Raw genomic sequence first — 25390 nt, 5'->3', positions numbered from 1 at the left:
GACCACGGTATCTATCCAGTGGTCAGATACAACTGGAGGTGGAAGAACGATGATCCCGCTGTACGTGCTCGCCACTGTCACCGGCATCGGGCTGCTGGCAGGCGCCGAGTGGCCGACGGCCGTCCGCTACGGGCTCGCCGCCATGCTGGCCCTCACCGCCAGTGCCCACTTCGGCAGTCGGCGCCGCGACCTCATCGCCATGGTGCCGCCGCGCCTTCCTCGCCCCGACCTGTTGGTCACCATCACCGGCGTGGCCGAACTGGCCATTGCCGCCGGGCTGCTGTTCGAGCGCAGCGCACCCGTCGCCGCCGCCGCTCTCGTGGTACTGCTGGTGGCCATGTTCCCGGCCAACGTGCACGCGGTCCGCGCCAACGTGGGCATCGGTGGCCGCCCGCCCACCCCGCTGCGCACCCGCAGCGTCATCCAAGCGGCGTTCGTCGCCGCGGCGATCGGAGCGCTGTGACGGCAAGCCCCTTCCTGCTCGACAACTTCGCTCCCGTCCCCGACGAGGCCGGCGTCTCGGCGCTGCCCGTCGAGGGCGTGCTGCCGGCCGCCCTCGACGGGCTCTACGTCCGCACCGGCCCCAACCCGCTGGGCGCGCCGCCCGAGCCCTACCACTGGTTCACAGGCACCGGCATGGTGCACGGCGTGCGCCTGCGCGGCGGACGGGCCGAGTGGTACCGCAATCGCTGGGTACGCACCGACCCGGTGGCCGACACCCTCGGCGAACCGCGCCGCCCGGGACCGGCACAGCCGCTCTACGACATCTCCAACACCAACGTCGTGCCCTTCGCCGGTCGTCTGCTGTCGCTCACCGAGGGCTGCTACCCCTACGTGCTCACCGACGACCTCGACACCACGGCCCGGTGGGCCGTCGACGGCACCCTGCCTCACGGCCTCACCGCCCACCCCAAGGTCGACCCGGTGACCGGCGACCTGCACGGGTTCGCCTACTGGTGGGACCAGCCGTACCTGCTCTACCACATGATCGACCCCGCGGGCCGGGTGACGGTGAGCGAGCCGATCGAGCTGCCGGCGCCCGTGTCGATGCACGACTTCGCCATCACCGAACGCTTCGTCGTGTTCTTCGACCAGCCCGCGGTGTTCGACCTCGAAGCGCTGGCCATCACCGGCTTCCCCTTCGCCTGGAAGCCCGACAACGGCGCCCGCATCGGCCTCCTCCCTCGCGACGGCAGCGGGCCGATCGAGTGGTACGACACCGACCTCTGTTACTGCTTCCACCCGCTCAACGCCTACGACGAGGCCGACGGATCGGTGGTGGTCGACGTGCCCCGCATGCCGAGCGTGTTCACCACGCCCTCGCCGCTCGGCGCTGACCTGCGGTTGGAGCGCTGGGTGGTCGACCGCACCGCAGGCAAGGTCGGCTCCGACGTCGTCGACGACACGCCCCAGGAGTTCTGCCGGGTCGACGCCCGCGTGCTGGGGCGCCGCCACCGCTTCGGCTACACCATCGGCTCGGCGGGCGAACGGCCCTACGACGACACCCGGGTCGTCAAGCACGACTTCGTCGCCGGAGCGCGCCACGTCCACGATTTCGGGACGGGCCGCCATCCAGGCGAGTTCCTCTTCGTGCCCGATCCCGACCGAGCGGCAGACGAAGACGGCGGCTGGCTACTGGGCTTCGTACACGACGGCGCCACCACGCTCAGTGTTCTCGACGCCCAAGACGTCGAGGGACCGCCGGTGGCCGAGGTGCGCATCCCCCGCCGCGTGCCCTACGGCTTCCACGGCGCCTGGTCAGGCAGCTAACAGGTCGGTGTACTCGGGATGGTTCTCGACGAACTCGGCCACGTACCAACAGCGGGGCACCACCCGGCGACCCTCTGTGCGCACGTCGTCGAGAGCGGCCTGCACCAGTTGCGCACCGAAGCCACGACCCTGCATGTCGTGCCGCACCTCGGTGTGCGGGAAGACGACCAGGTCGCCGTCGATGCGGTAGTCGGCGATGCCCACGAGGTCGTCGTCGACGTAGAGCTCGTACCGGCTGCGCTCGACGTTGTTGCGGACGGCCATCAGCCCTGCACGTCGCGGGCGTTGGCGTTCGGCGTCACATGGAGAACGTGTCGCATGCCCTGAGGGGTACCCATCGAGCAGCGCCCGCATGCCGCAGCGAAAGCGGGCAGACTCGGTCCATGTCCCTCTACGACATCCCGCTCAAGACCCTGCACGGCGAGCCCACCTCGCTGGCCGAGCACAAGGGCAAGGCCCTCCTCCTCGTCAACGTGGCCTCCAAGTGCGGGCTCACCCCGCAGTACACCGGCCTCGAACGGCTGCACGAGACCTACGCCGACAAAGGCTTCAGCGTCCTCGGCTTCCCCTGCAACCAGTTCGGCGAACAGGAGCCCGGCAGCCCCGAGGAGATCGAGACGTTCTGCTCGACGACCTACGGCGTGACGTTCCCCATGTTCGAGAAGGTCGAGGTCAACGGCGAGAACCGGCACCCGCTCTACGACGAGCTGACAACCGTGCCCGACGCCGAGGGCAAGGCCGACGACGTCACCTGGAACTTCGAGAAGTTCCTCCTCTCCCCCGACGGCGAGGTCGTCGCCCGCTTCCGCCCCCTGACCGAGCCCGAGGCCCCCGAGGTCGTCAGCGCCGTCGAGGCCAACCTGCCCAACGCCTAGTTACTGGGCAGGTGGGTGGTGTCGTTGTAGGTGCGCAGCACGGGCCCGCCGGCGCCGATGCCCACCCGTGACACCGAGGCCACGTCGAGGAACAACCGCCACGCCACTTCGTCGCCCACGCCGAGGGCCCACGCCACCGCCGCCTTGATGGGCGACACGTGGCTCACCACCACAACCGTGCGCTCGGCCGCCTCGGCGGCCAGTGCCTCGCACGCCTCGCGCACGCGCACGCCCACGGCGGCCAGCGACTCACCGTTGGGCGGCGTGAACGAGGCGTCGGTGCGCCATCGGTGCCACAACTCGGCGGGCACGTCGGCCAGCGGCCGGCCGTCGTAGTCGCCGTAGTCGATCTCCACCCAACGTTCGTCGACCTCGACGGCAGCACCGAACACCGCGGCGGTCTCCCGCGCTCGTCCCAGCGGGCTGCTGATCACCCGGTCGACGGGCCCCACGGCAGCGGCCAACGTGGCCGCCTGGCGCCGCCCCAGCTCGGTGAGCGGCGGGTCGGCCCGGCCCAGCAAGCGGCCTTCGGCGTTGTTCAGCGTCTGGCCATGGCGCACGAGGATCAGCACGGCGTCAACCGTCCCGTGCGCAGGAACTCCCGTCGCCGCTCGGGCTCGTAGAGCTCCCACCGACCGACGCACCACCACAGCACCACGAGGCCGACCACCTCTTGCACGACCACCAGCGCCACTCCCCGGTCGGCCGACGGCAGCCCCGCCCCCTCGAACGACGAGCCGAGGAACGGCCACCAGAAGACCGTGGTGCGCGCCCACATGCCGTCGAGCACCAGGTGCAGGAAGGTGCCGATGGGCACGGCCAACAACCGACGCCGCGCCGCCCGCCGTCCCCGGGTGGCCAGCATGACCACCACCAACAACGCCGCGCTGAACGTCAGCGAGTGCAGCACCCGTGCGCCGCCGAACCACACGTCGACCACGTCAGGCAGCACCGCTCCCAGCATCACCAGCCGGTAGTCGATGGCATGGTCTCGGAACACCTGCCACACCAGGGCGAACGACAGCCCGGCGAACCAGAGCAGCATCAGGCCTGCGAAGTTGCGTACGGAACGGCGCGGAAAACGGCGCGATTCCTACGCAACTTCAGTGGACGAGGATGCGGCCGCACTGGTCGCAGAAGACAACGGTGTCGGCGGGGGCCCGGCGGATGCGGTCGAGCTCGGTCGCCGGCAGGGTCAGGTGGCAACCTGTGCACGACGGGCCGACCAGGCGCGCCGCGCCGACGCCGCCGAGCTTGCCCCGCAGCTTCTCGTAGGTGGACAACAGGTCGTCGGGCACGCCCGACGCCAACTCCGCACGAGTGGCCCGCTCCCCCTCCAACTCGACGTCGATGGCGACTTCGGCCTCGGCGATGAGGACCGACAGCCGTTCTGCCTCGGCGTCGAAGCCGGAGCGCTCGGCCAACAGCGACGCCACCTCCTCGTCGACGGGCTCGGCCTCTTCCATGGCGGCCAACACGTCGTCCTCCAACGACGAGCGCCGGGCCTTGAGCGAGTCGACCTCGGCCGACATGGCCTGCAACTCCCGAGACGCGCTCACCGAGCCCGAGTACATGCGCTTTTCGATGTCGGTGATGCGCGCCTCGACCGAGGCGATCTCCTGCTCCAGCCGGGCCTGGCGGGCGGCCACGTCGTCGCGTCGCGCCTGGGCGGCGGCCCGTCGTTGCTCGACCGCGGCGATCTGCCCCTCCACGGTCGCCAGTTCGGCCCGCTCGGCCATGTGGGCGCGCCGGTGCACGAGCTGGTCGATCACCGTGTCGTGCTCCTGGACGGCCAGCAGCGTCTCCAGGGCGCCCACTAGCCGCCGCCCCCTTCGGGGGGCGCGGTCGTCGGCGGCGGCGGCTCCGTCGTGGTCGTGGGCTTGGGCGGCTTCGTCGTCGGCGGCGAGGTGGTCGTCGTGGGCTCCGGCTCCGGTTCGGGGCCCGGCTCCGGCACCGTCGGCCCCACCGGCGGCACGGTCCTGGCCGTCGGGCGCGTGGTCGAGGTGGAGCCGCTCCGCGAGGAGAAACGATCCCGGATCGTCCTGCTGCGGGGGATCTGGCGGGGATCAGGCGGCGCGAAAGGCACGGAGGGCTGGCCCTCGAGCACGGCGCTCATATAGGCGTTCCAGATCATCGAAGGAATGCAGCCGCCCGTCACGCTGCCGCAGGGCGAGACGCCGTTCATGGCGACGTTGCCGTCGGGGTTGCCCATCCACACCGCCGTGGACAGCTGCGGCGTGAAGCCGACGAACCAGGCGTTCTCGTGGTTCTGCGAGGTGCCGGTCTTGCCCGCCGCCTGGCGGCCGGGCAGCCGCGCCCTGGTGCCGGTGCCCCGCTCGACCACCGCCCGCATGCTCTGGGCCGCCATGCGCGCCACCTGCACGGAGAAGGCCCGCCTGCCCTTGTCGGGCCCCTCGAACACGACCTTGCCCGTGCGGTCGGTCAGCTTCTCCACGAACCGGGGCGTGTGGTAGACGCCGTCGTTGGCGATGGCGGCGAAGGCGGCGGCCATCTCCAGCGGCGTGGCTTCCTCGGAGCCGAGGGTCATCGACGGCAGCGCCTCGATGCGCCCCTTGGGGATGCCGAGCTTCTCGGTCATGTCGACCACCTTCTGCAGCCCGATGTGGGCCCCGAGGCGGGCGTACGCGCAGTTGAGCGACTTGGCCGTCGCCTCGGTGAGCGACGACACCGAGCCCGCCGAGCCTTCGTAGTTGCCCGGTGTGTACGGCGCGAAGCCGGGCAGCTTGATCGTGCACGGGCCGGTGCCGTCGATGATGTCGTTGGGGCCGTAGCCCGCTTCGAAGGCGGCCAGCAGCACGAAGATCTTGAACGACGACCCGGGCTGGCGCTTGCCCTGGGTGGCCAGGTTGTAGCTCTCCTTGTTGAAGTCGTCGCCCGCCACGATGCCGCGCACCGCGCCGGTGCCCGGCTCCACCGACGCCAGCGCGGCGGTGAACCGGCCCCTGGTGTTGGGCAGGCGTCGCTTCACCGCCTCCTGGGCGGCCTCCTGCTTGGCCGGGTCGAAGGTGGTGTGGATGTGCAGGCCGCCTCGGAAGACGGCGTTGTTGCGCTCCTGGGCCGTCTCGCCCAGGCGGGGGTCGTCGAGCAGCCGCTGCTTGACCTCCTCGACGAAGTAGTCGTTGGGCGGGGGCGGCGGCACCTGGAGCTTGGCGGGCAGCGGCGCCTCCCGCAGCTCGGCTGCCTCTGTGGCATCGAGGTGCCCGTTGGCCACCATGCGATCGAGGGCCAGCGACCGGCGGGCCTTGGCCTGCTCGGGGTAGCGCACCGGGTCGTAGCCCACCGGGTTGCGGATGGTGCCGGCCAACAGCGCAGCATCGGCGGGCGTCAGCTGCTCCACGTCCTTGGCCCAGTACTTCTCGGCCGCCGCCTGCACCCCGTAGGCGCCGTTGCCGAAGTAGACGGTGTTGAGGTAGCGCTCGAGGATCTCCTCTTTCGACAGCTCGTCCTCCAGCCGCACCGCCAGCACCGCCTCGCGCACCTTGCGGTCGACGCTCTTCTCCGGCGTCAGCAAGGCGTTCTTGACCAGCTGCTGGGTGATGGTGGAGCCGCCTTGGCGCACCTCCCCCGACTGCACGTTGGTGACCAGCGCCCGCATGGTGGAGCGCAGGTCGACGCCGCCGTGGGCCCAGAAGCGGTCGTCCTCCACGTCGAGGATGGCGTTCACGACGTGGTCGGGCACCCGGTCGAGCGGCACGGGCGAGCGGTTCTCCTCGGCGTGGAACACCGACATGACGTTGCCGTGCACGTCGTAGACGACCGAACGCTCGGACAGCTCGGAGAGTTGCAACAGGCCTTCGCCCCGGCCTACGTCGGCGGCCGCGGCGATGCCCCGGATCTCGGGCACGAGGAGGAGGAGCCCCAAAGCGAGGCCCGCACCGGCGACGAAACAAACGACGAAAAAGCGAAGCAAGGCCCGCACTGCATTCCACGATATCCGGGTGGCAGGGAATGCCTGGCTCATCACTCGGGTAGGTCAGCTTCGATGCCGAAGACCATCGAGGAACGAATGGACGACCGCCAAGCCCGCCGCGACGGCACTTCCGGCGAACCTGGAGGCGAGACGCAGCGCGTCCCGGTCAACGTCTACGAGACCGACAGTGCCGTGGTGATCGTGGCGCCGCTGCCCGGCGTGATGCCTGACGACGTGTCGGTCACCGTCGAGCCGGGCCAGGTCACCATCGCCGCCTCCATGCGGTCGGCGGCGCCCAAGGACTACCTGGTGCACGAGTGGCACTACGGGCCGTTCGAGCGGGTGGTCGAGGTGCCCGACGGCTACGGCGCCGACGCCAAGGCCAGCTTCGGCAACGGCCAGTTGGCCGTCAGCATCGGCCGGGGCAAGACGGCGGGCGACGGGCCGCTGGTGCTGACACCGGCCTCACACTGACCCTGACGCTCAGGAGACGCCGACCGTGCCGGTCATCGACGGGTGGACGGTGCACTTGTAGGTGAAGGTGCCCGCCGTAGCAAAGGTGTGCTCGTAGGTGGCGTCGGCCGACTTTCGCCCGCTGTCGAAGGAGCCGTCGTCGGCCGTGGCGGTGTGTGAAAACGAGTCGCGGAACGTCCAGGTGACCTTCTGGCCCACCTTGACCGACACCGACGGCGGGGCGAACGAGCTGTTCTGCACGCTCACCACACCGATGGGCGACGTGGTGGTCGGAGCGTCGGCTGCGTCGTCGTCGCCGCCTCCGCAGGCGCCGACCAGCAGGGCAAGCAGCAAGAGGGCACGTCGGGTCATGGCGGTGTCTTAGCAGAGGTCGCCGGCAGGTACAGCGCAGAGCCCACCTCCTGAGCACCGCGCGGTTTACCGTGGGGCCATGGACGAGTGGGGGCGGCTGGTAGCGCTGTTGGAATCGCTGGGCGCCACCTCCGACGAGGTGGAGGCCGCCCGCGACGCAGGCACGCTCGGCCCCCTCGCCCTCGACCTCGCCTTGCGCGGCGACGGCCCCACCCTTCCAATGGCGGAGTCGACGGCGCGCCACGGCGTGCCGCTGGAACTGGCCACGCGGTACTGGCGGGCGTTGGGCTTCGCCGACGTGGACGGCACCACGCCCGTCCCCGCTGACGCGGGCGAGGCGTTGGCGTTGGTGGGCACCGTCGGCCGCGAGCTGTTGGGCGAAGACGGCACCCTCGCCTTGGCCCGGGTGCTGGGCTCGTCGACGGCACGGCTGGCCCAGGCCATGGTCGACTCCTTCCGCGCTCGCTTCGAGGCGCCGCAACTGGCGGCCGGCGCCGCCTACCCCGACGTGGTGGCCGACTACGTGCGCTTGGCACGCGACGTCCTGCCGCCGTTCCTCGACGCCATGGGCGCCGTCCTGCGCCGCCACCTAGTGGTGGTGGCGGCAGGCAACTGGTCGTCGGACCGGGAGAGCACCGCCACCCGCCGCCACGTGGCTGTCGGGTTCATTGACTTGGTGGGCTACACGGCGCTCGCCCGCACCTTGGGGCCGAGCGCGCTGGGCCGGCTCATCAGCACCTTCGAAGATGTGGTCACCGAGGCAAGTGCCGGGCACCGGGGCCGGGTGGTGAAGCTGCTGGGCGACGCCGCCATGTTCGCCGCCGACAACGCGGCCGACGCGTGCGGCATCGCCTTGGACGTGGTGGAGGCGGCGGCGGGCGCCGGCCTTCCACCGCTGCGGGGCGGGCTGGCGATGGGCGAGGCGGTGGCGTTGCAGGGCGACCTGTTCGGCGACGTCGTCAACCTCGCCGCCCGGTTGGTAGCCGTCGCCCCCGAGGGCCTGGTGCTGGCCGATGAAGCGCTCAAGGCCGTAGGTGCGGAAGGCATCACCTTCGAGCCGTTGGCGCCCCAGCCCCTCAAAGGCTTCGACGCCCCCGCCGTGGCCTATGCGGTGCGCCGACGGTAAAGGCCGGCGCACCGCATCGACAAACGTCGCTACATCTCCTCGTCGTGGTGCTCGTCGTGGAGGCCGCCGCCGCCGCCCTCGGTGCCGGAACCGCCGGTGGCGCCCGACGGCCGCGGCTTGAAGTTGCCCTTGCCTTCCTTGCCGTTCACCGACGAGGTGTTCTGGGCGAAGGTGATGACGGCGTGGGCCACGGCGTCGGACATCTGGTGGAGCCCGGTGTCGCTGTTGTTGGCGAAGGTGTCGCACGCGGCGTGGTAGCAGGGGTCGAAGGCGACGCCTGCCGTGCCGCCGTAGACCGCAGCCTGCGCCGCCGTCTTGATGCCCTCGGCTCCGGTGAAGAGGCCGCCCGCGGGGACGCCCCGGGCGATGAACGGCCCGTAGTCGGAGCGCCCGTTGAACGGCGTCGGGTCGGACGCCAGGCCTTGCGAGGCGAAGTACTCGACGAAGGCCTGCTCGATGGCAGCCGAGCCCGCAGGCCCGACGGCGCCGTCGGCGAAGCCTCCCGAGTTGTCGCCGTCGTAGACGAAGCGCACGAAGTTGGGCGAGCCGATCATGTCGAAGTTGAGGTAGAGGGCGATCTTCGACAGCTCCGACTCCGCCAGGCTGGTGACGTACCGGGTGGCGCCGACGAGCCCGGATTCCTCAGCCGACCACCAGGCGAAGCGCACCTTGTTGTGTGTCTCGGCCTTGGCCATCTGGATGGCCGTCTCGAGGATGGCCGCCGATCCCGAGCCGTTGTCGTTGATGCCGGGCCCGGCGCTCACCGAGTCGAGGTGGGCACCGACCATGACGACGTTGTCGGGATCGCCGAGCGCCGTCTCGGCCAGCACGTTCATGGTGTCGAGCGGCTGCGACCGGGTGTTGGACACAACGTGCATGACAACCGAACCCGTCGACATCTGGGCTCGCAGCGACTGGCCCAGCGCCTGCGTCAGCCCCAACGAGGGGATGGCCGACAGGCCGGTGGCGCCCAGGGTCCCGTTCAACACGCCCGGGATGTTGTTGGCGATCAGCACGGCGGTAGCACCGGCGGCGATGGCGTTGTCGGTCTTTGTGCGGAAGGTGCATGTGCCCCGCGAGACCAAGGCGATCGACCCGGCCGGGAAGCCCGCGAAGTCGGCCGACGCGCACGCCGTCGGGCTGCCGCTGGGCGCAGCCAGCGGCGCGGTGACGTCGCCGGAGCCGGAGTACGACATGATGCGGAAGTCGTTGCCGTTCACGTAGGTGCTCGGCGTCGGGCTGACTTGGGTGAGCCGCGTGGGCGTCACCTCGAAGAAGGCGTCGTATGTGAACGTATGGAGCTGCGGCTGGTAGCCCGCGGCTCGCAACTGCTCCACCACGTAGTCGACCGACCGCTGGTGGCCCTCGAGGCCGGCGAAGCGGTTGCCGCCCGCCAGGTCGGCCGCCGTTTGCATCGCAGCCTGGTGGCGCCGCACCCCTTCCAGGGTCACGGCGGCGCGCAGCTTCTCCGAGTTGTTGTTGCTGGGTGCCGCCTCCGCCGGCACGCCGATCGACGTGGCGACCAATGCCGCGGTTGCCACCAGCGACATGGCCACCGGGCCACGATGTCGAGTGCGAACGCGCATCTCGTCCCTCCCCTTTTCGCAATCCCCAGCCCTCGCTTCAACGGGGGCAAACAAACGGTAGCCCCAGTTGCCCGGTAACGCTCGGGTCGTTGCGAACATGATGCGAGCAGTGAAGGCCGAAGCCCGCTTCCGCGCGTTGTTCGTCGAGGCGTACCCGGCGTTGCAGCGATACGCCCGCCACCGCGGGCTCACAGGGGCCGACGCCGACGACTTGGTGGCCGAGGTGCTGACGATCGCCTGGCGCCGGCTCGACCACGTGCCGCTCGACGATCCGTTGCCGTGGCTGTTCGTCGTGGCCCGCAACGTGTGGCGCAACGGTTTGCGCTCGGGACGGCGGCGCCTTGCCCTGCTCCAGCGCCTGGCGCCGCCCCCCGCCGCAGCGCCGCCGCCCGAGCCGCCCGGCCGCGTGCGCGCTGCCCTGGAGACGTTGGGCGACGACGACCAGGAGTTGCTGCGCCTGGTGGCGTGGGACGACCTCACGCCCACCCAGATCGCCGCCGTGCTCGGGTGTAGCCCGGGCGCGGCACGGGTGCGCATCCACCGCGCCCGCACCCGGCTGGCTGCCGCGCTCGGCGAGGTAACGGAACCGCCGGAGGCAACAGAGAGTCGTCGACCGATCCTGTTCGAGGAGGAGACCGATGTTCCCCACCGTTGACGAAGACGACATGCTCCAGGCGCTGCGGTCCGAACGCCCGGCTGTCTCAGCCGAGCGCTGTGCCCCCGACCCCGCCGTGCTCGACGCCATCGTGGCCACGCCGCGATACCGGCGGCGCAGGCCCCTCGCCGTCGCCGCCGCAGCCGCCGTGCTGGCAGGTGCCGTGCTGGCGGGCCAGCTCGACGTGGGCAAGGACGGCGTGAAGGTGTCGGGGCCGCCGCCGGTGGCCGCCGACATCGCCCGCATCGCGTCGACGTCGAGCGCGGCGCTCACCTCGTCGGGACGGGCGCTCGTCGACTTCCACATGGCGCAGGGCACCATGGCCGAACAACGGCTGACAGGAACGGTGTCGTTCGCAGGCGACGACGTGGAGATGGTGCTGACATTCGCACCTGACGGCCGCGGCCCGGGCTTCGAAGCCCGCAACCGCACCGTCGACGGCCAGTTCTACCTGTACGACGCGGGCCGCTGGGTGCGCGACACCAACGCCACCGGCACGCAGGGCCGCGACCTGTTCAGCGCCGATCCCCGCACCTTGCTCGGCGCCCTGCACGCAGGCGCAGGCTTCGAGGTGGTCGGCACGGAGACGGTCGACGGCGTCGAGCTTCGCCACCTGCGGGCCACCCGCGTCGACCAGTTGCCGACGCTGAACCTGAGCATGGGCCCGATGGACCCCAAAGAGGTGCGTTCGTTGGAGGTGTGGGTGGGTGCCGACGACGTGGTGCGCAGGCTCGACATCGGCACCGTGCAACTGTCGACAACCAGCACCGAGCCCCCGCCCACCGTCGTCGTGCGCGACGCCGACGGCAAGTCGAGGGTGAAGATGGGCCCGGTCCCCGCCGACTGGCCGGGCGCGGTCACCAAAGAGGTGCGGTCGACCTACTCCCTGCGTTTCACCGACATCGGTGCCGCCATCACCATCACGGCGCCCAAGGGTGCGGTCGACGTGGCCGGGCAGGGCTGAGCCTCGCAGCGAGGGAAGCCGCATCAGCAACGGGTCGTGCACCAGGCCAACGTGTTGTACGGGAGGGCGAAACGGTCAGGGAACTCGCGCACGAGCTCGAGCACTTGGGCCACGAGCGCCTCACGTTCGACTTCCTCCATGGCCGCGACGTAGCTCACCGACCGCACCCGTTCGGCCAGGCCGTCGCGGTCGATCTCGTGCTCCCACGCGAACGAGCGGTGTTCGACCTCGCCGAAGGCGCCGAATGCATCGAGCACGGCTCGCCAGTCGACCCGGTCGTATTCGGAGATCTGATGCGCCCGCCAACCGATGACCTCCGACATGCGGTCGACCCACGGCTCGCTCTCGTCTCGACGGTTCCACACCAGGGCCAGGCCGCCGCCGGGCCGCAGCACCCGGGCGATCTCGGCCAGGGCCTCGTCGCGCCGGAACCAGTGGAAGGCCTGGGCCACGGTCACAGCGTCGACCGATGCGTCGTCGAGCGGGATGGCTTCGGCCGTGCCGTCGAGCACTCGGGCTCCTCCGATCTTGGCCCGCATCGACGCCACCGGTTCCACGGCGACGACATCCGCGCCCGTCGCCGTGAGCAGGTCGGTGAAGATGCCGGTCCCGGCGGCCAGGTCGAGCACGGTGCGACCGGGGCCGATCCCACAGCACGAGGCGATCCATGCGACGGCCTCGGCCGGGTACGACGGGCGCCCTCGGGCGTAGGCATCGGCGCCCGCACCGAAGCCCACTCGGGCGGGCTCGGGGATGGCCTCCATGGCGGCCACCGTAGGCCGGCGTCGTTCAGCCGGAACGGCGCGCCATTCGCTCCCGGATGCGGATGGCCAGCAGTTGGGCGTGCATGCGCCCTCGCCTGCCTTCGGCCCGCCGCAGCAGATCACGGGGCAACGGGTTGCGGTCACCGCGTACGAGGTCGCGCGTGCGCCAGGCGTCGAGCACGCCACGCCCCCACGACCCCACGGCGCCCCTGTGCACGACGTTGAAAAGGTCGAAGGCGGCATAGGCAACCATGCGCCGCACGGCCAAGCCGGTCGGGAAGTGGCGCCAGAAATACCAGAGCTGGTTGCGCACCCGCAGTGCCAGCACGTCGTGCACCGGCTTGCGTCCAGTGCCCACCTTCATGTGGTCGAACGGCGCAGTGGGCAGGTACCGAACGTCCCAGCCGCGAGCCAGCAGGCGGGTGGTGAGGTCGACTTCGACCGAGGCAAAGAAGAACGGCTCGTAAAAGCCGCCGACCTCGAGGAAGGCGGCGCGGCGCACCATGCAGGCACCCTCGGGAAAGAAGAAGGCGGGAAAGCCCTCCGGCGGCGGATCCCCCTTGGCACCGCCCCGCAGCCACCAGTCGAAGGTGCCGACCTGGGTGTCGAGCACGACGCGCTTGTCGGGGTCGACGTCGCGCACCAGCCCGCCCGCCACCGCCAAGCGGGGCACGCGGTCGAACAAGGCCGTGAGCGTCTCCACCGCACCGGGCAGCGGGTAGGAGTCGTCATCGAGGAACACGACGAGGTCGCCGGTGGCCTCTCGCCCACCGAGGTTGCGCCCGGCGATGCCGGAGTTGCCCCCCGCGTCGACCAGCCGCACCTTGCCGCCCCACGACGACACCAGCGCGGCGGTGTCGTCCTCTGACCCGTTGTCGACCACGAGCACCTCGTCGACCGCGGGGAGCTTGTCGAGGTGGCCCAGCACTTCGGCCACCGCGTCACGGCGGTTGTAGGCGAGCACGACGGCGCTGACGCGATGCTGCGTCGATTCGGGGGCCGCCATCGGGCGAGCGTAACAACGCCTTGGAAGGTGCGGTACCGTTCGAACCAACGCCTACGACACGAAAGGGAGGGCCATGACGCCGACGACTGCCGGCGCCGCCCGTTCCCTGTCGCAAGGCGCTCCCACCGGCTGAGCCGACCGGGAGCGCCCCTGTCCGAGGAGACTCCCGTTTGTCAGACCTTCTGCAGCACCCGCTTGCGCCCGTCGGATGGTCCGACCGCGTGCAAGCGCTCTTCGCCGCTGCCGAGCACCCCCGTGCCGCGCCTGGCCGTGTCGTCGCCGTGGAGCGGGGTTGGTGTCGCCTCGCCACCCTCGACGGCGAGCAGTTCCTGCCCTTCCCCGGCACCGCAGTTGGCGACTGGGTGGTGCTCGACGGCGATGCCGTCGTGGAGGTCTTGCCTCGTTGGTCGTCGCTCGGTCGCCTCGACCCCGACGGCGGACGCCAAGTGCTGGCCGCCAACGTCGACCTCGTGCTGATCACCGCACCGGGCGACCGCCTGTCGTCCACGCGCGTCGAACGCGAACTGGTCATCGCCTGGGACAGCGGCGCCCAGCCCGTCGTGGTGCTGACCAAGCTCGACGTGGCTCCGCCTGACACCGTGGCCGACATGGCGGGCCGCCTGGGCCCCGTCGACCTCGTGGCCACCAGTGCCGTCGCCGGACAAGGGCTCGACGAGTTGCGAGCGCTGCTGCGCCACCCGGTGACGGCGGTGTTCCTCGGCCCGTCCGGCGCGGGCAAGTCGACGTTGGTCAACGCCCTGCTGGGCGAGGAACGCCTGGCCGTGGGCGCCGTGCGCGAGGACGACCACCGCGGCCGTCACACCACCACGTCACGCCAGTTGGTGCCGCTGCCCAGCGGGGGCTCGCTCATCGACATGCCCGGCCTGCGCAGCCTGGGCACCGACGCGAGCGACGATGCCGTGGCGGCCACGTTCCCCGACATCGAAGCCCTCGCGGGCCAATGCCGGTTCTCCGACTGCACCCACGAGGTCGAACCCGACTGCGCGGTGGCTGCCGCTGTGGCGAGCGGCGACCTCCATCCGGCCCGGCTGGCCAGCTACCGCAAGCTCGTGCGAGAGACGACGGCCGAGCGCCTGCGGGCCGACCCGGTGGCTCGCAAGGAAGTCACCAAGGTGTGGAAGGTGCACACCAAGGCCCAGCGCCGCCTGTACCGCGACCGGGAGGAGTAGTCAGCGAACGGCCAGGGGCAGGCGGTCGAGCCCGCGCAGGTTGATGCGCCCGCTCCACACCGGGTCCCCCGCCAGCTCGATGTCGTCGAACCGGCGCAACAACGTGCCGATGGCCACGCGTCCTTCGAGGCGGGCCAGCGCGGCGCCGAGGCAGTAGTGCACGCCGCCGCCGAAGGCCAAGTGGTTGTTGGCACCCTCGCGGGTGATGTCGAGCGTCTCGGCGTCGGCGCCCCACTGCTCGGCGTCGCGGTTGGCCGAGGCGATCACGCACACCACGAAGGTCCCTGCCGCGATGGCCTTGCCGCCGACCTCCACGTCGCCGAGGGTGATGCGCCGGGTCATCTGCACGGGTGGGTCGTAACGCAGCAGCTCTTCCACTGCGTTGGCTTCCAGGCTGGCATCGTTGCGCAGGAGGTCGAGCTGGTCGCGGTTGCGCAGCAAGGCGAGCATGCCGTTGCCGATGAGGTTCACGGTCGTCTCGTGGCCCGCGATGTAGAGCAGCATCACCTGCTCGACCAGCTCCTCGTCGGACAGCACGTCGCCGTCGTGCTCGGTGGCGATGAGCGCGGTCAGCAGGTCGTCGCCCGGGTTGTCGCGCTTCCAGGCGATGACCTCCGCGGTGAAGTTGCGCATGTGCTCGCCCGCGCTGGCGATGGCCCGGATGAGGTCGGGGTTGGCCAACGGTTCGAGCGTGCGCACGAGCGTGCCCGACCATTCCCGCAACTGATCGGCGTCGGTCTCGGGCATGCCGAGCATGTCGCTGATGACGGCGAACGGCAGCGGGAAGGCGAGGTCGCCGATGAGTTCGAGCTCGCCCGCTCCGGCCGCCTGGTCGAGGGCGTCGTCGACGAGTTGCTGGATGCGGGGGCGCAGCTGCTCGACGACCCGGGGCGTGAACGCCTTGCTGACGAGGCGGCGCAGGCGGGTGTGGTCGGGCGGGTCGAGGTTGAGCATGGCGTGGGTGCCGCGCTGCTGCATCTCGTCGTAGCGGTCGCCGAGCGCCTCCCGGGCCACGGCGTCGAGCATGCCGGGCGTGGCGTGGCGGTCCTCGACGCTGAGGGCGGGGTCGCGCACAAAGCGGTGCACGTCTTCGTAGCGCAAGAGCGTCCAGATGCCGAAGGGCGTCTCGTGTACCGGGTCGTGCTCGCGCAGGAGGCGCCACTGCGGGTACGGGTCCTGGGCGAACTCCGGGTCGAACGGGTTGAATGTCGCCTCGACCGTGCTCATTGCTCCCCCAAACTGATCGCGCCTGTTCCTCTCTAGGTCGGGCGGGTGCGCCGGTCAAGGCGGTGTGACGGATTTCATTCGCCTGGACGACATTCGTTGTGCGCGCCAGGTGACAGACGGGGACGGCGGTTGTCCGCAGACTGGGGTCAAGCGTCCGAACCGTTCCGAAAGGGATTCCCATGAAGAAGAAGATCGCTGCTGCCGTCGTCGTCGCCGCCACCGCCGTTGCCCTGCATGCGCCCGCCGCCATGGCCGCTCTGCAGGAGAGCAGCCGAGCCAACGGCTTCTGAGCAATGTTGTTGTCGACTCCGGCCCGCCCTGGGGTGCGCACAGCGGCCAACGTCGTCGTATCGGTGGCGTTGGCCGCCGTCGGCATCCGCACGGCCCCCGAACTGCTCGTGGGCCTGGCGGTGGCCGCCGCCTTGGGTATGTCGTGCGAGGTGCTGGCCCCGCTCCACGAGGGCGCACGCTCACGCCGGGCCTATGCCGTCGACCTCACGCACGCCCTGGCCGACCGCAGCATGATCGTGCCGCTGGTGGCCGTGGCCTTGGGCGTGGTCGGCCCGGCGGTGGAAGCGGCGGTGCCCGGCTCCGCTCGCGATGCCCTCGCCGCCCTGCCGTGGCTGGCGCTGGTGGGCGTGACGCTGGTCGTCACCGACTTCACCAACTACCTGGCCCATCGGGCCCTGCACCGGGTGCAGTTCCTGTGGGCGTTCCATGCCGTGCACCACTCCAGCGAGCGCCTCGACTGGCTGGCCACGTCACGGGCGCACCCGATCGACCTGGCCGTGAACATCGTGGCCGTCACGCTGCCCACCTATGCCCTGGGCCAAGTGGAACTGGCGCCCTGGCTCGTCACCTTCTTTTTCGTGCACCCGTTCGTGATGCACGCCAACGCCCGGCTCCGCATGCGCTCGGTGGGCGCCGTGCTCGTCACGCCCGCCTTCCACCACTGGCACCACGCGGCCGCGGGCGAGGCCCACGATCGCAACTTCGGCACGTTCCTGTCGCTCTGGGACCACCTGTTCGGCACCGCACTCGACCACGACGAGTTCCCCGAGGAGTACGGCATCGGCACCCGCGACCTGGAGGCCACCGACTACCTCGGCCACCTCGCCCTCCCCTTCCGAACCGCCCGCCTGGGCTGAGCAACTTCAGGCAGCGATCGGCAGACTGCCGGGTGGTCGGGTGGTTCTCGTGCGGCCCCTTGGGTCGGTGACCACCAAGGTGCCATCCGGTTCGAGCTTCTCGGACCACCCCGGTTGGTGGCCCATGTGGTGGTGCCTGCTGCACTTGAGCACCAGGTTGTCGAGGCTCGTCGTACCGCCGTCGTGCCAGGGCACCACGTGGTGCGCCTCGCACCACTGCGACGGGCGGTCGCAGCCCTCGAACCGGCAGTGCCGATCCCGCAGCACCAACGCCGACCACAGCGGGGCCGGGATGGTCCTGGTGGACGTGCCGTAGTCGAGGATCGTGCTGCGGCCGTCCGTCACCACTCGGTGGATCGCTGCGTCGCACGCCAGCGCCTGGACCGACGCACCGTCGAGCAGGCCACCGCCGACGAAGCTGCCGCCCTTGCCGGCGAGCAGGGCGTCGTAGTCGACGACCGCGTTCAGGTGCGGGCGGTGCCTGCCACCCCGCCGACCGCTCTGGTGGTCGAGGAAGAACCGGCACACGTCGACCAGCGCGTCAGCCCGGCGCTGCGACGGCAGCACGTCGGGGTCGTCGACCATCGCCAACCGCAATGCGGTGGCCACCGTCTCGCCGCCGAGCGAGTCGAGTGATCCCGTCAGTTCCCATTGGCCGTCCAACGTCTGTGACAGGTGCACGCCGTGGTCGAACGTCGGCTCGATGTCGAGCATCGCTTTCCACTGCTGCATGGCCAGCGTGGTGTCGGCCACCGACAGATCCACCAACACCGGGACGACCGCCGCCTCGTGCTCGGCGAACTCCGGCGTGGCGTTGCGCACTATGGCCTGCACCTGTCCGCCGGACAGGCTGCCCGACAACCAGCATTCCGCGGTCAGCGGCAACGACCGGAGCTTCTTTGCCGTCGAAGCCGTCGACTTAGCAGTACTCGCCGTCATGCCTGCGTGGTGCCGCAGCCAGGCCGTCATCGAGGTGGCGCCGTCGAGCTCCCACAGGGCCTCGGCGTCGAACTCGCCGATCACCCGCGACACCTTGGCGTTCAGCAGGTCGACCAGCTTCAACACCTCGGCCAAGGCGTCGCCGTCGAGGGGAACATCCGGTGCTTCGACCGCTTCCCGTAGTGCGCCGATCACGCCTTAATCGGACACATGTTCGATCCACCTTATCAAGTAATTTCCCTTTGTTTACAAGGGTTTTTGCCGCCCGTTGTCGATCAGCACCCGCACCGCCTGCAACGTTGCGTAGCCCCGCCAGTCCAACGCCGCCCGCGGCGAGAACGAGGCGAAATCGACGGTCCAACCGCCGTCGGGCTGCTGCCCTGTCTCCACCCGCAGCAAGTCGGCATCCACCACGTCCGCGGGCACCGCCGAGCGCAGCGCCGAGCCGGGCGCAGGCGCGTAGTCGAGCGGGTGGATGTGCTCGCCCTCCAGGCCACCCTCGACGGCGATGGCCCCTGACGCCGGCAGCCCGCCAGCGAGCCGAGCCAGCAGCGCGGCCCCCGCCTCCCCCACCGCCTCGAGGAAGCGGAGGGCGAACAACGTCTCGTAGGCCGACAACCGCGCGGCCGCCCCGATGGCGTCGAGGCAGTACGCCGTGGCCCCGCGGAACCACGGGTGCGCGGCGACCGCCGCATCCTGGTGCGCCACCCGCGTTGCCTCGCTCAGCACCGCCGCCGTCCCCTGCAACGACGAGGTTGTGGGGTCGGCGCCTCCGAACCACGGCGCGCACCCTGCGGGGTCGCCGATCGGCAGGGTGAACGGCAAGCCGCCGTCGTCGAGGGCCACCGTCGCCAACCAGTCGCACAACTCGACAGCCCGACCGGTGACCACCCCGCACTCGGCCATCACCTCGAAGGCGTGCAGGGCCTGGATGGGCTGGCTCTCGGGCGACCGCAGGTCAGGTTCGAGCCCCCAGCCGTAGCCGCCGTCGGCATTGCGGTAGGCGTCGAGCGCAGCCAGCACCGCCTCTGTGTCGCCCTCGCCCACCAACAACTCGAAACGGCGACGGTCGACCAGGCGGCCCGAGGTAGCCAGGAAGCGAGCGGCGGCGGGTACGTCGATAGGCATGGCCACTCGTTTACCACGGGTGACAGGACGCCACCCCGGGTAGGACGGCGCGCACGACGTGCGGTGGCCGCGGTCACGGTGCAGTCGAGGCCCGGCGGTTGAGATTGCAGCCGCCGGGCCGTTCAACCGAAACCGCTGGACTGTCTGCGCCGTTGCGTTACTCGACGGGCTTGCCCGCCTCGCGCCATGCGGCCATGCCACCGTCGAGGTGGGCAACTCGCTCGTAGCCCATGTCGGCCAAGGCCGCGGCGGCAAGGGCCGAACGCCCGCCCGCTGCGCAATGGACGATGACGCGGGCCGAGGGGTCGAGAGGCGCCAGGTGGTACGAGCTGGTGGGGTCGGCCCGGAACTCGAGCATGCCGCGAGGGACATGCACCGCACCGGGGATGCGGCCGTTGGCCTCCAGCTCCTCGGGTTCCCGCAGGTCGACGACGACAGCCCCGGCCGCCATCTCCTGCTCGACCTGGTCGGGGTTCAAGTTCTCGATGCGCTGCTTGGCCTCTGCGACGAGTTCTGCGGCGGACTTGGGCATGGTGCCTCCCTCGATCGATGGTCGTCGCCATCTTGTCGCGAAGTCCGGCGGCGTGACGCTCGCACGTCGGTGACATGCGAGCGTTGCGCTGACTACGGTGCCCGCCATGCGGTTCCCCCTCGTCCCGACGGACGACCGATTCGTCGGCCTGTTCGCCGTGCTGTCGCTGCTCGACCGGTGGAGCCGCGGCCGCCGGTAGCGGCCGTCCCGCGCATGCCCGAGGAGGAGCTGCGCCGCTACATCGTGTCGTTCCGGTCTCTCAACACCGGTACCGACAAGTGGACCCGCTATCGGGTGGTCACCTGGTACGGCGAACGCAAGGCCATCGCCTTGGCCGCCATGGCCCACGCCACGGCCGCACCCCGCACCGGCATCTTGGACGTCGACGTGGAGCTCGGCCCGCCTCCTGCGGCCGACGAGGACGGGTACGCGCAGTTCGAACCGACCGACTTGGTCGATCGCATGGAGTGGTGACGCCCGCGTTCAGCCGACGACGTTGACGACGACGGCAGCCATGTCGTCGCTCAACTGCCCGTCGGTGTGGGCCAGGACCGCCTCCTGCAGCGCGACGCCGACGGTGTGGGCGTCGCCGAGCTCGTCGCTCAGCACCCGCACCACGCCGTCGGTGTCGAACAACACGCCGTCTCGGCGGGCCTCCAGCACCCCGTCGGTCAGGAGCACGGCGGTGTCGCCGGGCACCAGCGAGACGCGGGCCGTGTCGACCTCGGGCTCGGCAAAGGCGCCCAACAGTGCGCCGCCGACGGGCACGATCTCAACGGCGCCCCCGGCCCGGCGGACGAACAAGGGCGGGTGCCCACCGCCGGCGAGCACCAGCTCGACGCCCTCGTTGGTGTCGAGCACGCCGAACATCGCCGTGCAGAACCGTTCCTCGTCGGGCTCGGAGGCAGCCACCAACACGCTGTTGAGCCTGCGCACGATGGCGCCTGGTTCGGACTCCGTCATCGTCAGCGTGCGCAAGGTGTTGCGCACCAAGGCCGTGAGGGCGGCGGCCTCAGGGCCCGTGCCGGTGGCGTCGCCTATGGCGAGGGCCCAGCGCCCCGCCCCGATGGGCCACACGTCGTAGAAGTCGCCGCCCACTTCCATGCCGTCGCCGAACGGGTGGTAGATGGCGGCCAGGCCGACGCCCGGGATGTCGGGCAAGGTGCGAGGCAGCAGGCTGCGCTGGAGCCGGCGACTGGCGTCGAACCGGGCGTTCTGGAGCTGGGTGCGGTCCAGTGCCTGCGCCGCCTGGGCCGCCAACGTGAGCACGAAGCGCCGCTCGTCCTCGCCGAACAAGCGGGGCTTGTTGAAGCTGAAGCGGATGGCGCCGAGGCGGCGGCCCTGCACTTCGAGGGGCACTGCGCACAGCGACACCGTGCGCGCTTCCAGGTCGGCCAGTTCCGGGAAGCGGCTGTCGCGTTCGGCGCGGGACTCCAGCCACACCGCCGCGCCCGTGCGCAGGGCGACGGCGGCGGGGAGCTCGGCGTCACGGGATTCGTTGCGCAGTCGTTCCAACACCTTCTCGTCGTACCCGACGGCACCGGGCACCGCGAGCTTGTCGGCGTCGGTGGCCAGCAGGATGCCGCCACCCGCCGCGCCGAGCGCAGCAACGCCCTCGCCGAGCACGGCGGCGGCTACCGCTTCAGGCGTGTCGGCCGTGGCCAGCGCGGCGGCTACCGAGTAGAGGCGCGCCGCCCGGTCGGAGGCGCGGTGGGCGGTCACCAACCGGTCGAGCTCGGTGAGGATGCGACGCTCGAACGGCTGCGGGGGCGGCGGCTCTTGTCCGGCGGCTGCAGCCCGCAGCTGCGTGACCAGTTCGCTCACGTACCAATGACGGAACAGGCGGTGCTGCGGAGGCGTCTCCAGGGTGAGCATGCGCATGGCCCGGCAATAGACATCGACCTCGTCGAGGGCCGAGAGGTACTCCTCGGCCGCGTCGGCCGCCGAGGCAGGGAGGTCGAGGGCGAGGCGCGTCATCTGTTCGCCTCGATGCACGGCGTCGAGCGCATGGTGCTTCACGGCGAGGCGGGTTTCGGCGAAACGATCGACAGCATCGAGAAGGGTGCTCAGGTGCTGCGGCAGCTCGGCGGTGACGCCGGAGTCGGCACCGCCCGACGCCAGGGCGAACTCCCGCACGATGTTGTCGACGTGCGACTTGGCCGCCAGCAGGAGGTCGGTAGGCACGTCGCCCAACTCGACGTGGAAGCGGCGGGGCTGGTCCACGTCCCACTCGTCGTCGCCCCACATGGCCAACAACGCCTGTTCGTCGACGCCGGTGCCGTCGTGCACCTCCCCCGTCACCTCGGCCCAGACCACCTTGCCGCCCGGTTCGAGGTCGACGCCCCAGCGGGCCGACAGGCCGGCCACGAGGCGTACGCCGCGTCCCGTCAGTGACGTTTCCGACGCATGGCCGAACACGGGAGGCGCCGTCGTGTGGTCGCGCACCTCGATGCGCACGCCGTCGGCCACGGCGGCGAACTCGATGCCCCGGCAGCCACCGCCGTGGAACAGGGCGTTGGTCACCAGCTCGCTGGCCACGAGGGCGAGGTCGTCGGCCACGTCGGCCCGCCCCGCTTCGACGGCGCGTTGCACGGCGAGCGCTCGTGCGTGCGTGACAACGCTGCGCCCTTCGAGCACGGGGTCGCCGGTCTCGGCTCCGTGGACACCCATCTGCAAGGCCAGGGTAGCGAACCCGCCCCGACCGCCTGCTCTATGCCCGTCGTGCTGCCGCCGCCGACCTTGATTTTTCCGCGCACGGGCGGCAGCGCACACGAGCCCGGCCAACGGGCTCGGGCATGCTGTGCGCCATGCGAATCGCCATGGTCGCCGCCGCCGGAGCGTTGGGCACCGTCGTGCGGTATGCCGTCGGGGTGCGGGTGGGCGTCCAGTCGTTCCCGTGGGCGACCTTGGCCGTCAACACCGTGGGTTCCTTCGCCCTCGGCGTGGTGCTGGTGGCCGGGCCGTCGCGATGGCCACGTGACCTCGTGGTCGCCGTCAGCGTGGGGTTCCTGGGCGGGTTCACCACGTTCTCGACCTTCGGCTACGAGTCGCAGACGCTGCTGCGCGAGGGGCGGGCGGCAGCGTCGGCCGCCTACGTGGTGGGCTCGGTGTGCGCCGGGGTGGCCGCCGCCGCGCTGGGCTACACGGCGGGGGGCAGCTTGCGCCGTTGACCGGCCGGCGGCGGAGCTACTGCTTCTTGCGCTTGCCCGCCGCCTTGGCCTCGTTGTGGGCGACGGCCGCGCGGACGAGCGCTTTGAACGCATCGGCGTCGACCTCGTCGTCCTTACCGATGTCGATGGCACGCCTGGTGTTGCCACCGAAGCCGGCGTTGAACAACCCGGCCGGGTCGTCGAGCGCGGCGCCGGAGGCGAACGTGAGCTTCACCGTCGACTTGTAGACCTCACCGGTGCAAATGAGCCCGTCGAGTGACCACGTCGGCACGCCGTTCGGGTTCGTGGGCTTCACCCACTTGACCTCTTCCACGATGCGCTCGTCGGCCTCCTTGACGAGGTTGCGCATCCTGCTCAGTGCCTGCCCGCGCCAGTCACCGATCCCCTCGATGATCCGGTCGACCTTGTCGCTCGGCGCCTCGCCGTCCGCTTGTGCCATGGGGCCCTCCGATTGGTGTCGCTGCCGCAGTGTCGCCCGAGCAGGAGTCAGTCGGGCAAGACGCCGTCGACGTCAAGGACGGACATAGTGCCGTCGATCACGCCCCGGGCGACATCGGCCAGGCGGAGGTTGTGGTTGCGGGCGTAGGTGCGCAAGGCGGAGAACGCCGCTTCCATGTCGAGGTTCCTCCGTTCGGCCACCACTCCCTTGGCCTGTTCGATGACGATGCGGCTGTTGAGCGCATGGTTGAGCTGGTCGTTGAGGACCTGGGCTTCGAGTGCGGCACGGTGCTGGAGGACGGCGATGGTGGCCACGTCGGCCAGTGCCTGGGCGGCATCGATGTCGGCTTTGCGCATCTCCCCCCGCTCGACGTGGAACAGGTTGAGGGCGCCGATGACAGAGCCTCGCAAGCGCATGGGAAGTGCCTGCACCGATTGGAACCCGGCGGCCAGCGCCTCGGGCGCGAAGTGAGGCCACAGGTCGTTGGCGGCAGCCAAGTCCGGGCTCATCACCGCCTGGCCGGTGTGAAAGGCATCGAGGCACGGGCCTTCTTGGGATTGAAGCTCGAAGAGCTCGAGCACTCGCATGGTCTCGCTCGACGAGGCCATGACCCGCAGCCCGCTTCCTGGCGCGGCCAGCATGAGCCCGGCGGCGCCCACGTCGAGCACTTCGACGCAGCGGTCCGTGAGCAGCGAGAGCAGTTCCACCACGTCGAAGTCGGCCACGAGGGTGTCGGCCAACTCGACGAAGGTCCTGGCGAGCATTATTTCTCTGGACATGGAATCTCCTGTCACGACGACTCGGTACTGCTTCGGCCTTCGGTCCGGCGCGTGACCTCTGGCGTCATGGTACGGACGAAGGCGGCGACACGTTGGCGTTGCCCGGTCACGGCCCCGGGTCCTTCTCGCCGCTGTCGGCGTCGAAACGCAGCTTCCGCGACACCACGTCGACGGCCACGTCGGCCAGCTTGCGGTCGTTGCCGAAGGCATAGGCCCGTAGCCGGATGAGCGCGTGGCCGACGCTGGCGTCTAACTGGGCGGCCACCATGCCTGCGGCCTGGTGCACCACGTAGTGGAAATCGGCGCCCACCTCGAGCTCGCCCGCCAGCGTCCCCTCCGGCGCGTCGGCTTGCAGCACGAGCACGACTTGAGCGGCGATGTCGGCCATGACCACCGCGTCGGCATACTGGTCGTCGGTGAGCGGGCCCGGTTGCTCGCGGTGCAGGTTGAGGGCGCCGAGGCGCACCGCACCTACTTGCAACGGGAAGCCGAAGACGGCTCGCACCCCGGCGTCGACCGCCGGGCCGGAGAACGCCGGCCATCGAGGTGTGTAGGGGCGAGCCAGGTCGGGTTCCAACACCGGACGGTCGCTGTGGTAGGCGTCCACGCACGGCCCCTCCCCGAGGTCGTACTGGAGCTGTTCGATGAGGTCGCTCACATCGCCGGTGGTGCACACCGAGCCCCGCGACACGTCACCGGACATCAGCATGATGCCCGCGCCGGTCATCCCCGTGGCCTCGGCACACACCTCACACAGCCGTTTGGTCTCCGACCCGGAGGCGGCGCCGAAGCCGAGCAGATCGAGGATCCGTAGTCGCCGTTCGCCCGCCACCGCTTCACGGCCCCTCGTCCGCGGCGGCGCTCAACTCGAAGAGGTCGGCGACTCCGCAAAGATCGAGAACGCGCTGTGCGCACGCCGGTGGCGAACGCAACACGATCGTCCGTGCCTGCCGTTGAAGGACCAGTTGGGCGTGGAGCAACACACGGACGGTGGCCACCGACATGAACTCCACGTCGCCCAGGTCGACGACCAGGTCGCCGTCCCCGACGGCTGTCGCCTGAGCGATGGCGTCCGTCAAGGCATCGACGGTGAACATGTCGTGCTCGCCAGAAAGGCGGACGACCGTGGGCCCCGCTGACACGACGCCGTCTTGCACAGAGGTTGGCCCGCAAAAACCCACGGTTCGTTTCATTGAGACCCCCTCGGCCACAAGCGCCATCACGATGACGCGTTACCGGGGTCCGGGGTATCGCTCCCGAGCCGGCGGGAGCCGGCTCGACACGTCAGGGTTTTTGTCGTGTCACTCCTCAAGATACACAGGTTGGGGCCGAACGA

General features: G+C 70.5%; 29 protein-coding genes. 11 read left to right on the top strand and 18 right to left on the bottom strand.

Translation table 11 applies throughout. From position 1 onward, the window contains the following. Positions 1 to 49 precede the first annotated feature (49 nt). The gene (locus tag VM938_03380; protein ID HVF74067.1) at positions 50 to 463 is read left to right on the top strand and encodes a hypothetical protein; all 414 of its coding nucleotides are present in this window, start codon (positions 50 to 52) and stop codon (positions 461 to 463) included. After that, positions 460 to 1770, top strand: coding sequence for a carotenoid oxygenase family protein (locus tag VM938_03375; GenBank protein HVF74066.1), 1311 nt, complete (start codon positions 460 to 462; stop codon positions 1768 to 1770). The genes VM938_03380 and VM938_03375 overlap by 4 nt, the downstream gene beginning before the upstream one ends. Here the strand turns inward: VM938_03375 and VM938_03370 are convergent. Continuing rightward, positions 1759 to 2034 carry a GNAT family N-acetyltransferase gene (locus tag VM938_03370; GenBank protein ID HVF74065.1) on the bottom strand — a complete coding sequence of 92 codons (276 nt, stop codon included), beginning with the start codon at positions 2032 to 2034 and terminating at the stop codon, positions 1759 to 1761. The two genes, VM938_03375 and VM938_03370, sit on opposite strands and share 12 nt — an antisense overlap. Before the next feature lie 119 nt (positions 2035 to 2153). On the opposite strand from VM938_03370, the gene VM938_03365 reads away from it, so the two are divergent. Next, positions 2154 to 2645, top strand: a complete 492-nt coding sequence (locus VM938_03365) for a glutathione peroxidase (protein ID HVF74064.1) — start codon at positions 2154 to 2156, stop codon at positions 2643 to 2645. Here the strand turns inward: VM938_03365 and VM938_03360 are convergent. From VM938_03360 to VM938_03345, 4 genes are read right to left on the bottom strand one after another with little or no spacing between them, the layout of a single operon-like run. After that, positions 2642 to 3217 carry a histidine phosphatase family protein gene (locus VM938_03360; GenBank protein HVF74063.1) on the bottom strand — a complete coding sequence of 192 codons (576 nt, stop codon included), beginning with the start codon at positions 3215 to 3217 and terminating at the stop codon, positions 2642 to 2644. The two genes, VM938_03365 and VM938_03360, sit on opposite strands and share 4 nt — an antisense overlap. After that, positions 3211 to 3690, bottom strand: a complete 480-nt coding sequence (locus VM938_03355) for a metal-dependent hydrolase (GenBank protein ID HVF74062.1) — start codon at positions 3688 to 3690, stop codon at positions 3211 to 3213. The genes VM938_03360 and VM938_03355 overlap by 7 nt, the downstream gene beginning before the upstream one ends. A 58-nt stretch (positions 3691 to 3748) precedes the next feature. Further along, positions 3749 to 4462 carry a C4-type zinc ribbon domain-containing protein gene (locus VM938_03350; GenBank protein HVF74061.1) on the bottom strand — a complete coding sequence of 238 codons (714 nt, stop codon included), beginning with the start codon at positions 4460 to 4462 and terminating at the stop codon, positions 3749 to 3751. Continuing rightward, positions 4462 to 6585: a PBP1A family penicillin-binding protein gene (locus tag VM938_03345; protein ID HVF74060.1), complete on the bottom strand. Its 2124-nt coding sequence runs from the start codon at positions 6583 to 6585 to the stop codon at positions 4462 to 4464. Before VM938_03345 ends, VM938_03350 begins: the two co-directional genes overlap by 1 nt. A gap of 63 nt (positions 6586 to 6648) precedes the next feature. Here VM938_03345 and VM938_03340 point away from each other — a divergent pair, with 63 nt between their 5' ends. Beyond that, positions 6649 to 7050: an Hsp20/alpha crystallin family protein gene (locus VM938_03340; protein ID HVF74059.1), complete on the top strand. Its 402-nt coding sequence runs from the start codon at positions 6649 to 6651 to the stop codon at positions 7048 to 7050. Between the two features lie 9 nt (positions 7051 to 7059). On the opposite strand, the gene VM938_03335 is transcribed toward VM938_03340, so the two are convergent. After that, complete coding sequence (locus VM938_03335; GenBank protein HVF74058.1) at positions 7060 to 7401, bottom strand: plastocyanin/azurin family copper-binding protein; 342 nt, start codon at positions 7399 to 7401, stop codon at positions 7060 to 7062. A 79-nt stretch (positions 7402 to 7480) separates the two neighbouring features. Here VM938_03335 and VM938_03330 point away from each other — a divergent pair, with 79 nt between their 5' ends. After that, positions 7481 to 8527 (top strand): adenylate/guanylate cyclase domain-containing protein, encoded by a 1047-nt coding sequence (locus VM938_03330; GenBank protein HVF74057.1) that lies wholly within the window; start codon positions 7481 to 7483, stop codon positions 8525 to 8527. A 29-nt stretch (positions 8528 to 8556) separates the two neighbouring features. Here VM938_03330 and VM938_03325 read toward each other — a convergent pair whose 3' ends face one another. Further along, positions 8557 to 10077 (bottom strand): M28 family metallopeptidase, encoded by a 1521-nt coding sequence (locus VM938_03325; GenBank protein ID HVF74056.1) that lies wholly within the window; start codon positions 10075 to 10077, stop codon positions 8557 to 8559. A gap of 133 nt (positions 10078 to 10210) precedes the next feature. On the opposite strand from VM938_03325, the gene VM938_03320 reads away from it, so the two are divergent. Further along, a complete protein-coding gene (locus VM938_03320; protein HVF74055.1) occupies positions 10211 to 10768 on the top strand; it encodes a sigma-70 family RNA polymerase sigma factor in 558 nt (185 codons plus the stop codon). Beyond that, positions 10752 to 11732, top strand: coding sequence for a hypothetical protein (locus VM938_03315; GenBank protein HVF74054.1), 981 nt, complete (start codon positions 10752 to 10754; stop codon positions 11730 to 11732). The genes VM938_03320 and VM938_03315 overlap by 17 nt, the downstream gene beginning before the upstream one ends. 23 nt (positions 11733 to 11755) lie before the next feature. Here the strand turns inward: VM938_03315 and VM938_03310 are convergent, their stop codons facing one another. Both VM938_03310 and VM938_03305 read right to left on the bottom strand, forming a co-directional pair. Next, positions 11756 to 12496, bottom strand: a complete 741-nt coding sequence (locus VM938_03310; GenBank protein HVF74053.1) for a class I SAM-dependent methyltransferase — start codon at positions 12494 to 12496, stop codon at positions 11756 to 11758. Positions 12497 to 12521: 25 nt separating this feature from the next. After that, positions 12522 to 13502 carry a glycosyltransferase family 2 protein gene (locus VM938_03305; GenBank protein HVF74052.1) on the bottom strand — a complete coding sequence of 327 codons (981 nt, stop codon included), beginning with the start codon at positions 13500 to 13502 and terminating at the stop codon, positions 12522 to 12524. Positions 13503 to 13723: 221 nt separating this feature from the next. Between VM938_03305 and rsgA the strand changes: the two genes are divergently transcribed. Beyond that, positions 13724 to 14692, top strand: a complete 969-nt coding sequence (rsgA, locus tag VM938_03300; protein HVF74051.1) for a ribosome small subunit-dependent GTPase A — start codon at positions 13724 to 13726, stop codon at positions 14690 to 14692. Here the strand turns inward: rsgA and VM938_03295 are convergent, their stop codons facing one another. Beyond that, on the bottom strand, positions 14693 to 15919 hold the full coding sequence (locus tag VM938_03295; protein HVF74050.1) for a cytochrome P450: 1227 nt from the start codon (positions 15917 to 15919) through the stop codon (positions 14693 to 14695). A gap of 296 nt (positions 15920 to 16215) precedes the next feature. Between VM938_03295 and VM938_03290 the strand changes: the two genes are divergently transcribed. Continuing rightward, positions 16216 to 17067 (top strand): sterol desaturase family protein, encoded by an 852-nt coding sequence (locus VM938_03290; GenBank protein HVF74049.1) that lies wholly within the window; start codon positions 16216 to 16218, stop codon positions 17065 to 17067. Positions 17068 to 17073: 6 nt separating this feature from the next. Here VM938_03290 and VM938_03285 read toward each other — a convergent pair whose 3' ends face one another. The 3 genes from VM938_03285 to VM938_03275 form a co-directional block, all read right to left on the bottom strand. After that, positions 17074 to 18201, bottom strand: a complete 1128-nt coding sequence (locus VM938_03285; protein HVF74048.1) for a DUF222 domain-containing protein — start codon at positions 18199 to 18201, stop codon at positions 17074 to 17076. Positions 18202 to 18252: 51 nt separating this feature from the next. Further along, complete coding sequence (locus VM938_03280) at positions 18253 to 19134, bottom strand: hypothetical protein (GenBank protein ID HVF74047.1); 882 nt, start codon at positions 19132 to 19134, stop codon at positions 18253 to 18255. A 157-nt stretch (positions 19135 to 19291) separates the two neighbouring features. Next, entirely contained in the window at positions 19292 to 19666 is a 375-nt protein-coding gene (locus VM938_03275) for a rhodanese-like domain-containing protein (protein ID HVF74046.1), read from the bottom strand. Between the two features lie 213 nt (positions 19667 to 19879). Between VM938_03275 and VM938_03270 the strand changes: the two genes are divergently transcribed. Continuing rightward, positions 19880 to 20140 (top strand): hypothetical protein, encoded by a 261-nt coding sequence (locus VM938_03270; protein HVF74045.1) that lies wholly within the window; start codon positions 19880 to 19882, stop codon positions 20138 to 20140. A 9-nt stretch (positions 20141 to 20149) separates the two neighbouring features. Here the strand turns inward: VM938_03270 and VM938_03265 are convergent, their stop codons facing one another. Next, entirely contained in the window at positions 20150 to 22336 is a 2187-nt protein-coding gene (locus VM938_03265) for an ATP-binding SpoIIE family protein phosphatase (protein ID HVF74044.1), read from the bottom strand. A gap of 137 nt (positions 22337 to 22473) precedes the next feature. Between VM938_03265 and crcB the strand changes: the two genes are divergently transcribed. Next, positions 22474 to 22836 carry a fluoride efflux transporter CrcB gene (gene crcB / locus VM938_03260; GenBank protein HVF74043.1) on the top strand — a complete coding sequence of 121 codons (363 nt, stop codon included), beginning with the start codon at positions 22474 to 22476 and terminating at the stop codon, positions 22834 to 22836. 16 nt (positions 22837 to 22852) lie between these two features. Here the strand turns inward: crcB and VM938_03255 are convergent, their stop codons facing one another. The 4 genes from VM938_03255 to VM938_03240 all read right to left on the bottom strand — a co-directional run bounded on the left by VM938_03255 (position 22853) and on the right by VM938_03240 (position 25274). Further along, positions 22853 to 23275: a DUF1801 domain-containing protein gene (locus tag VM938_03255; GenBank protein ID HVF74042.1), complete on the bottom strand. Its 423-nt coding sequence runs from the start codon at positions 23273 to 23275 to the stop codon at positions 22853 to 22855. 47 nt (positions 23276 to 23322) lie between these two features. Beyond that, complete coding sequence (locus VM938_03250; GenBank protein ID HVF74041.1) at positions 23323 to 24054, bottom strand: GAF and ANTAR domain-containing protein; 732 nt, start codon at positions 24052 to 24054, stop codon at positions 23323 to 23325. A gap of 106 nt (positions 24055 to 24160) precedes the next feature. Continuing rightward, complete coding sequence (locus VM938_03245) at positions 24161 to 24886, bottom strand: GAF and ANTAR domain-containing protein (GenBank protein HVF74040.1); 726 nt, start codon at positions 24884 to 24886, stop codon at positions 24161 to 24163. A 4-nt stretch (positions 24887 to 24890) separates the two neighbouring features. Continuing rightward, on the bottom strand, positions 24891 to 25274 hold the full coding sequence (locus tag VM938_03240) for an STAS domain-containing protein (GenBank protein ID HVF74039.1): 384 nt from the start codon (positions 25272 to 25274) through the stop codon (positions 24891 to 24893). Positions 25275 to 25390: the final 116 nt, after the last annotated feature.

It is taken from the genome of Acidimicrobiales bacterium (assembly GCA_035536915.1).
GTDB lineage: Bacteria > Actinomycetota > Acidimicrobiia > Acidimicrobiales > JAHWLA01 > JAHWLA01.
Note: the sequence above shows the minus strand (reverse complement) of the source record. Positions and strands in the feature narration are given on the sequence as shown.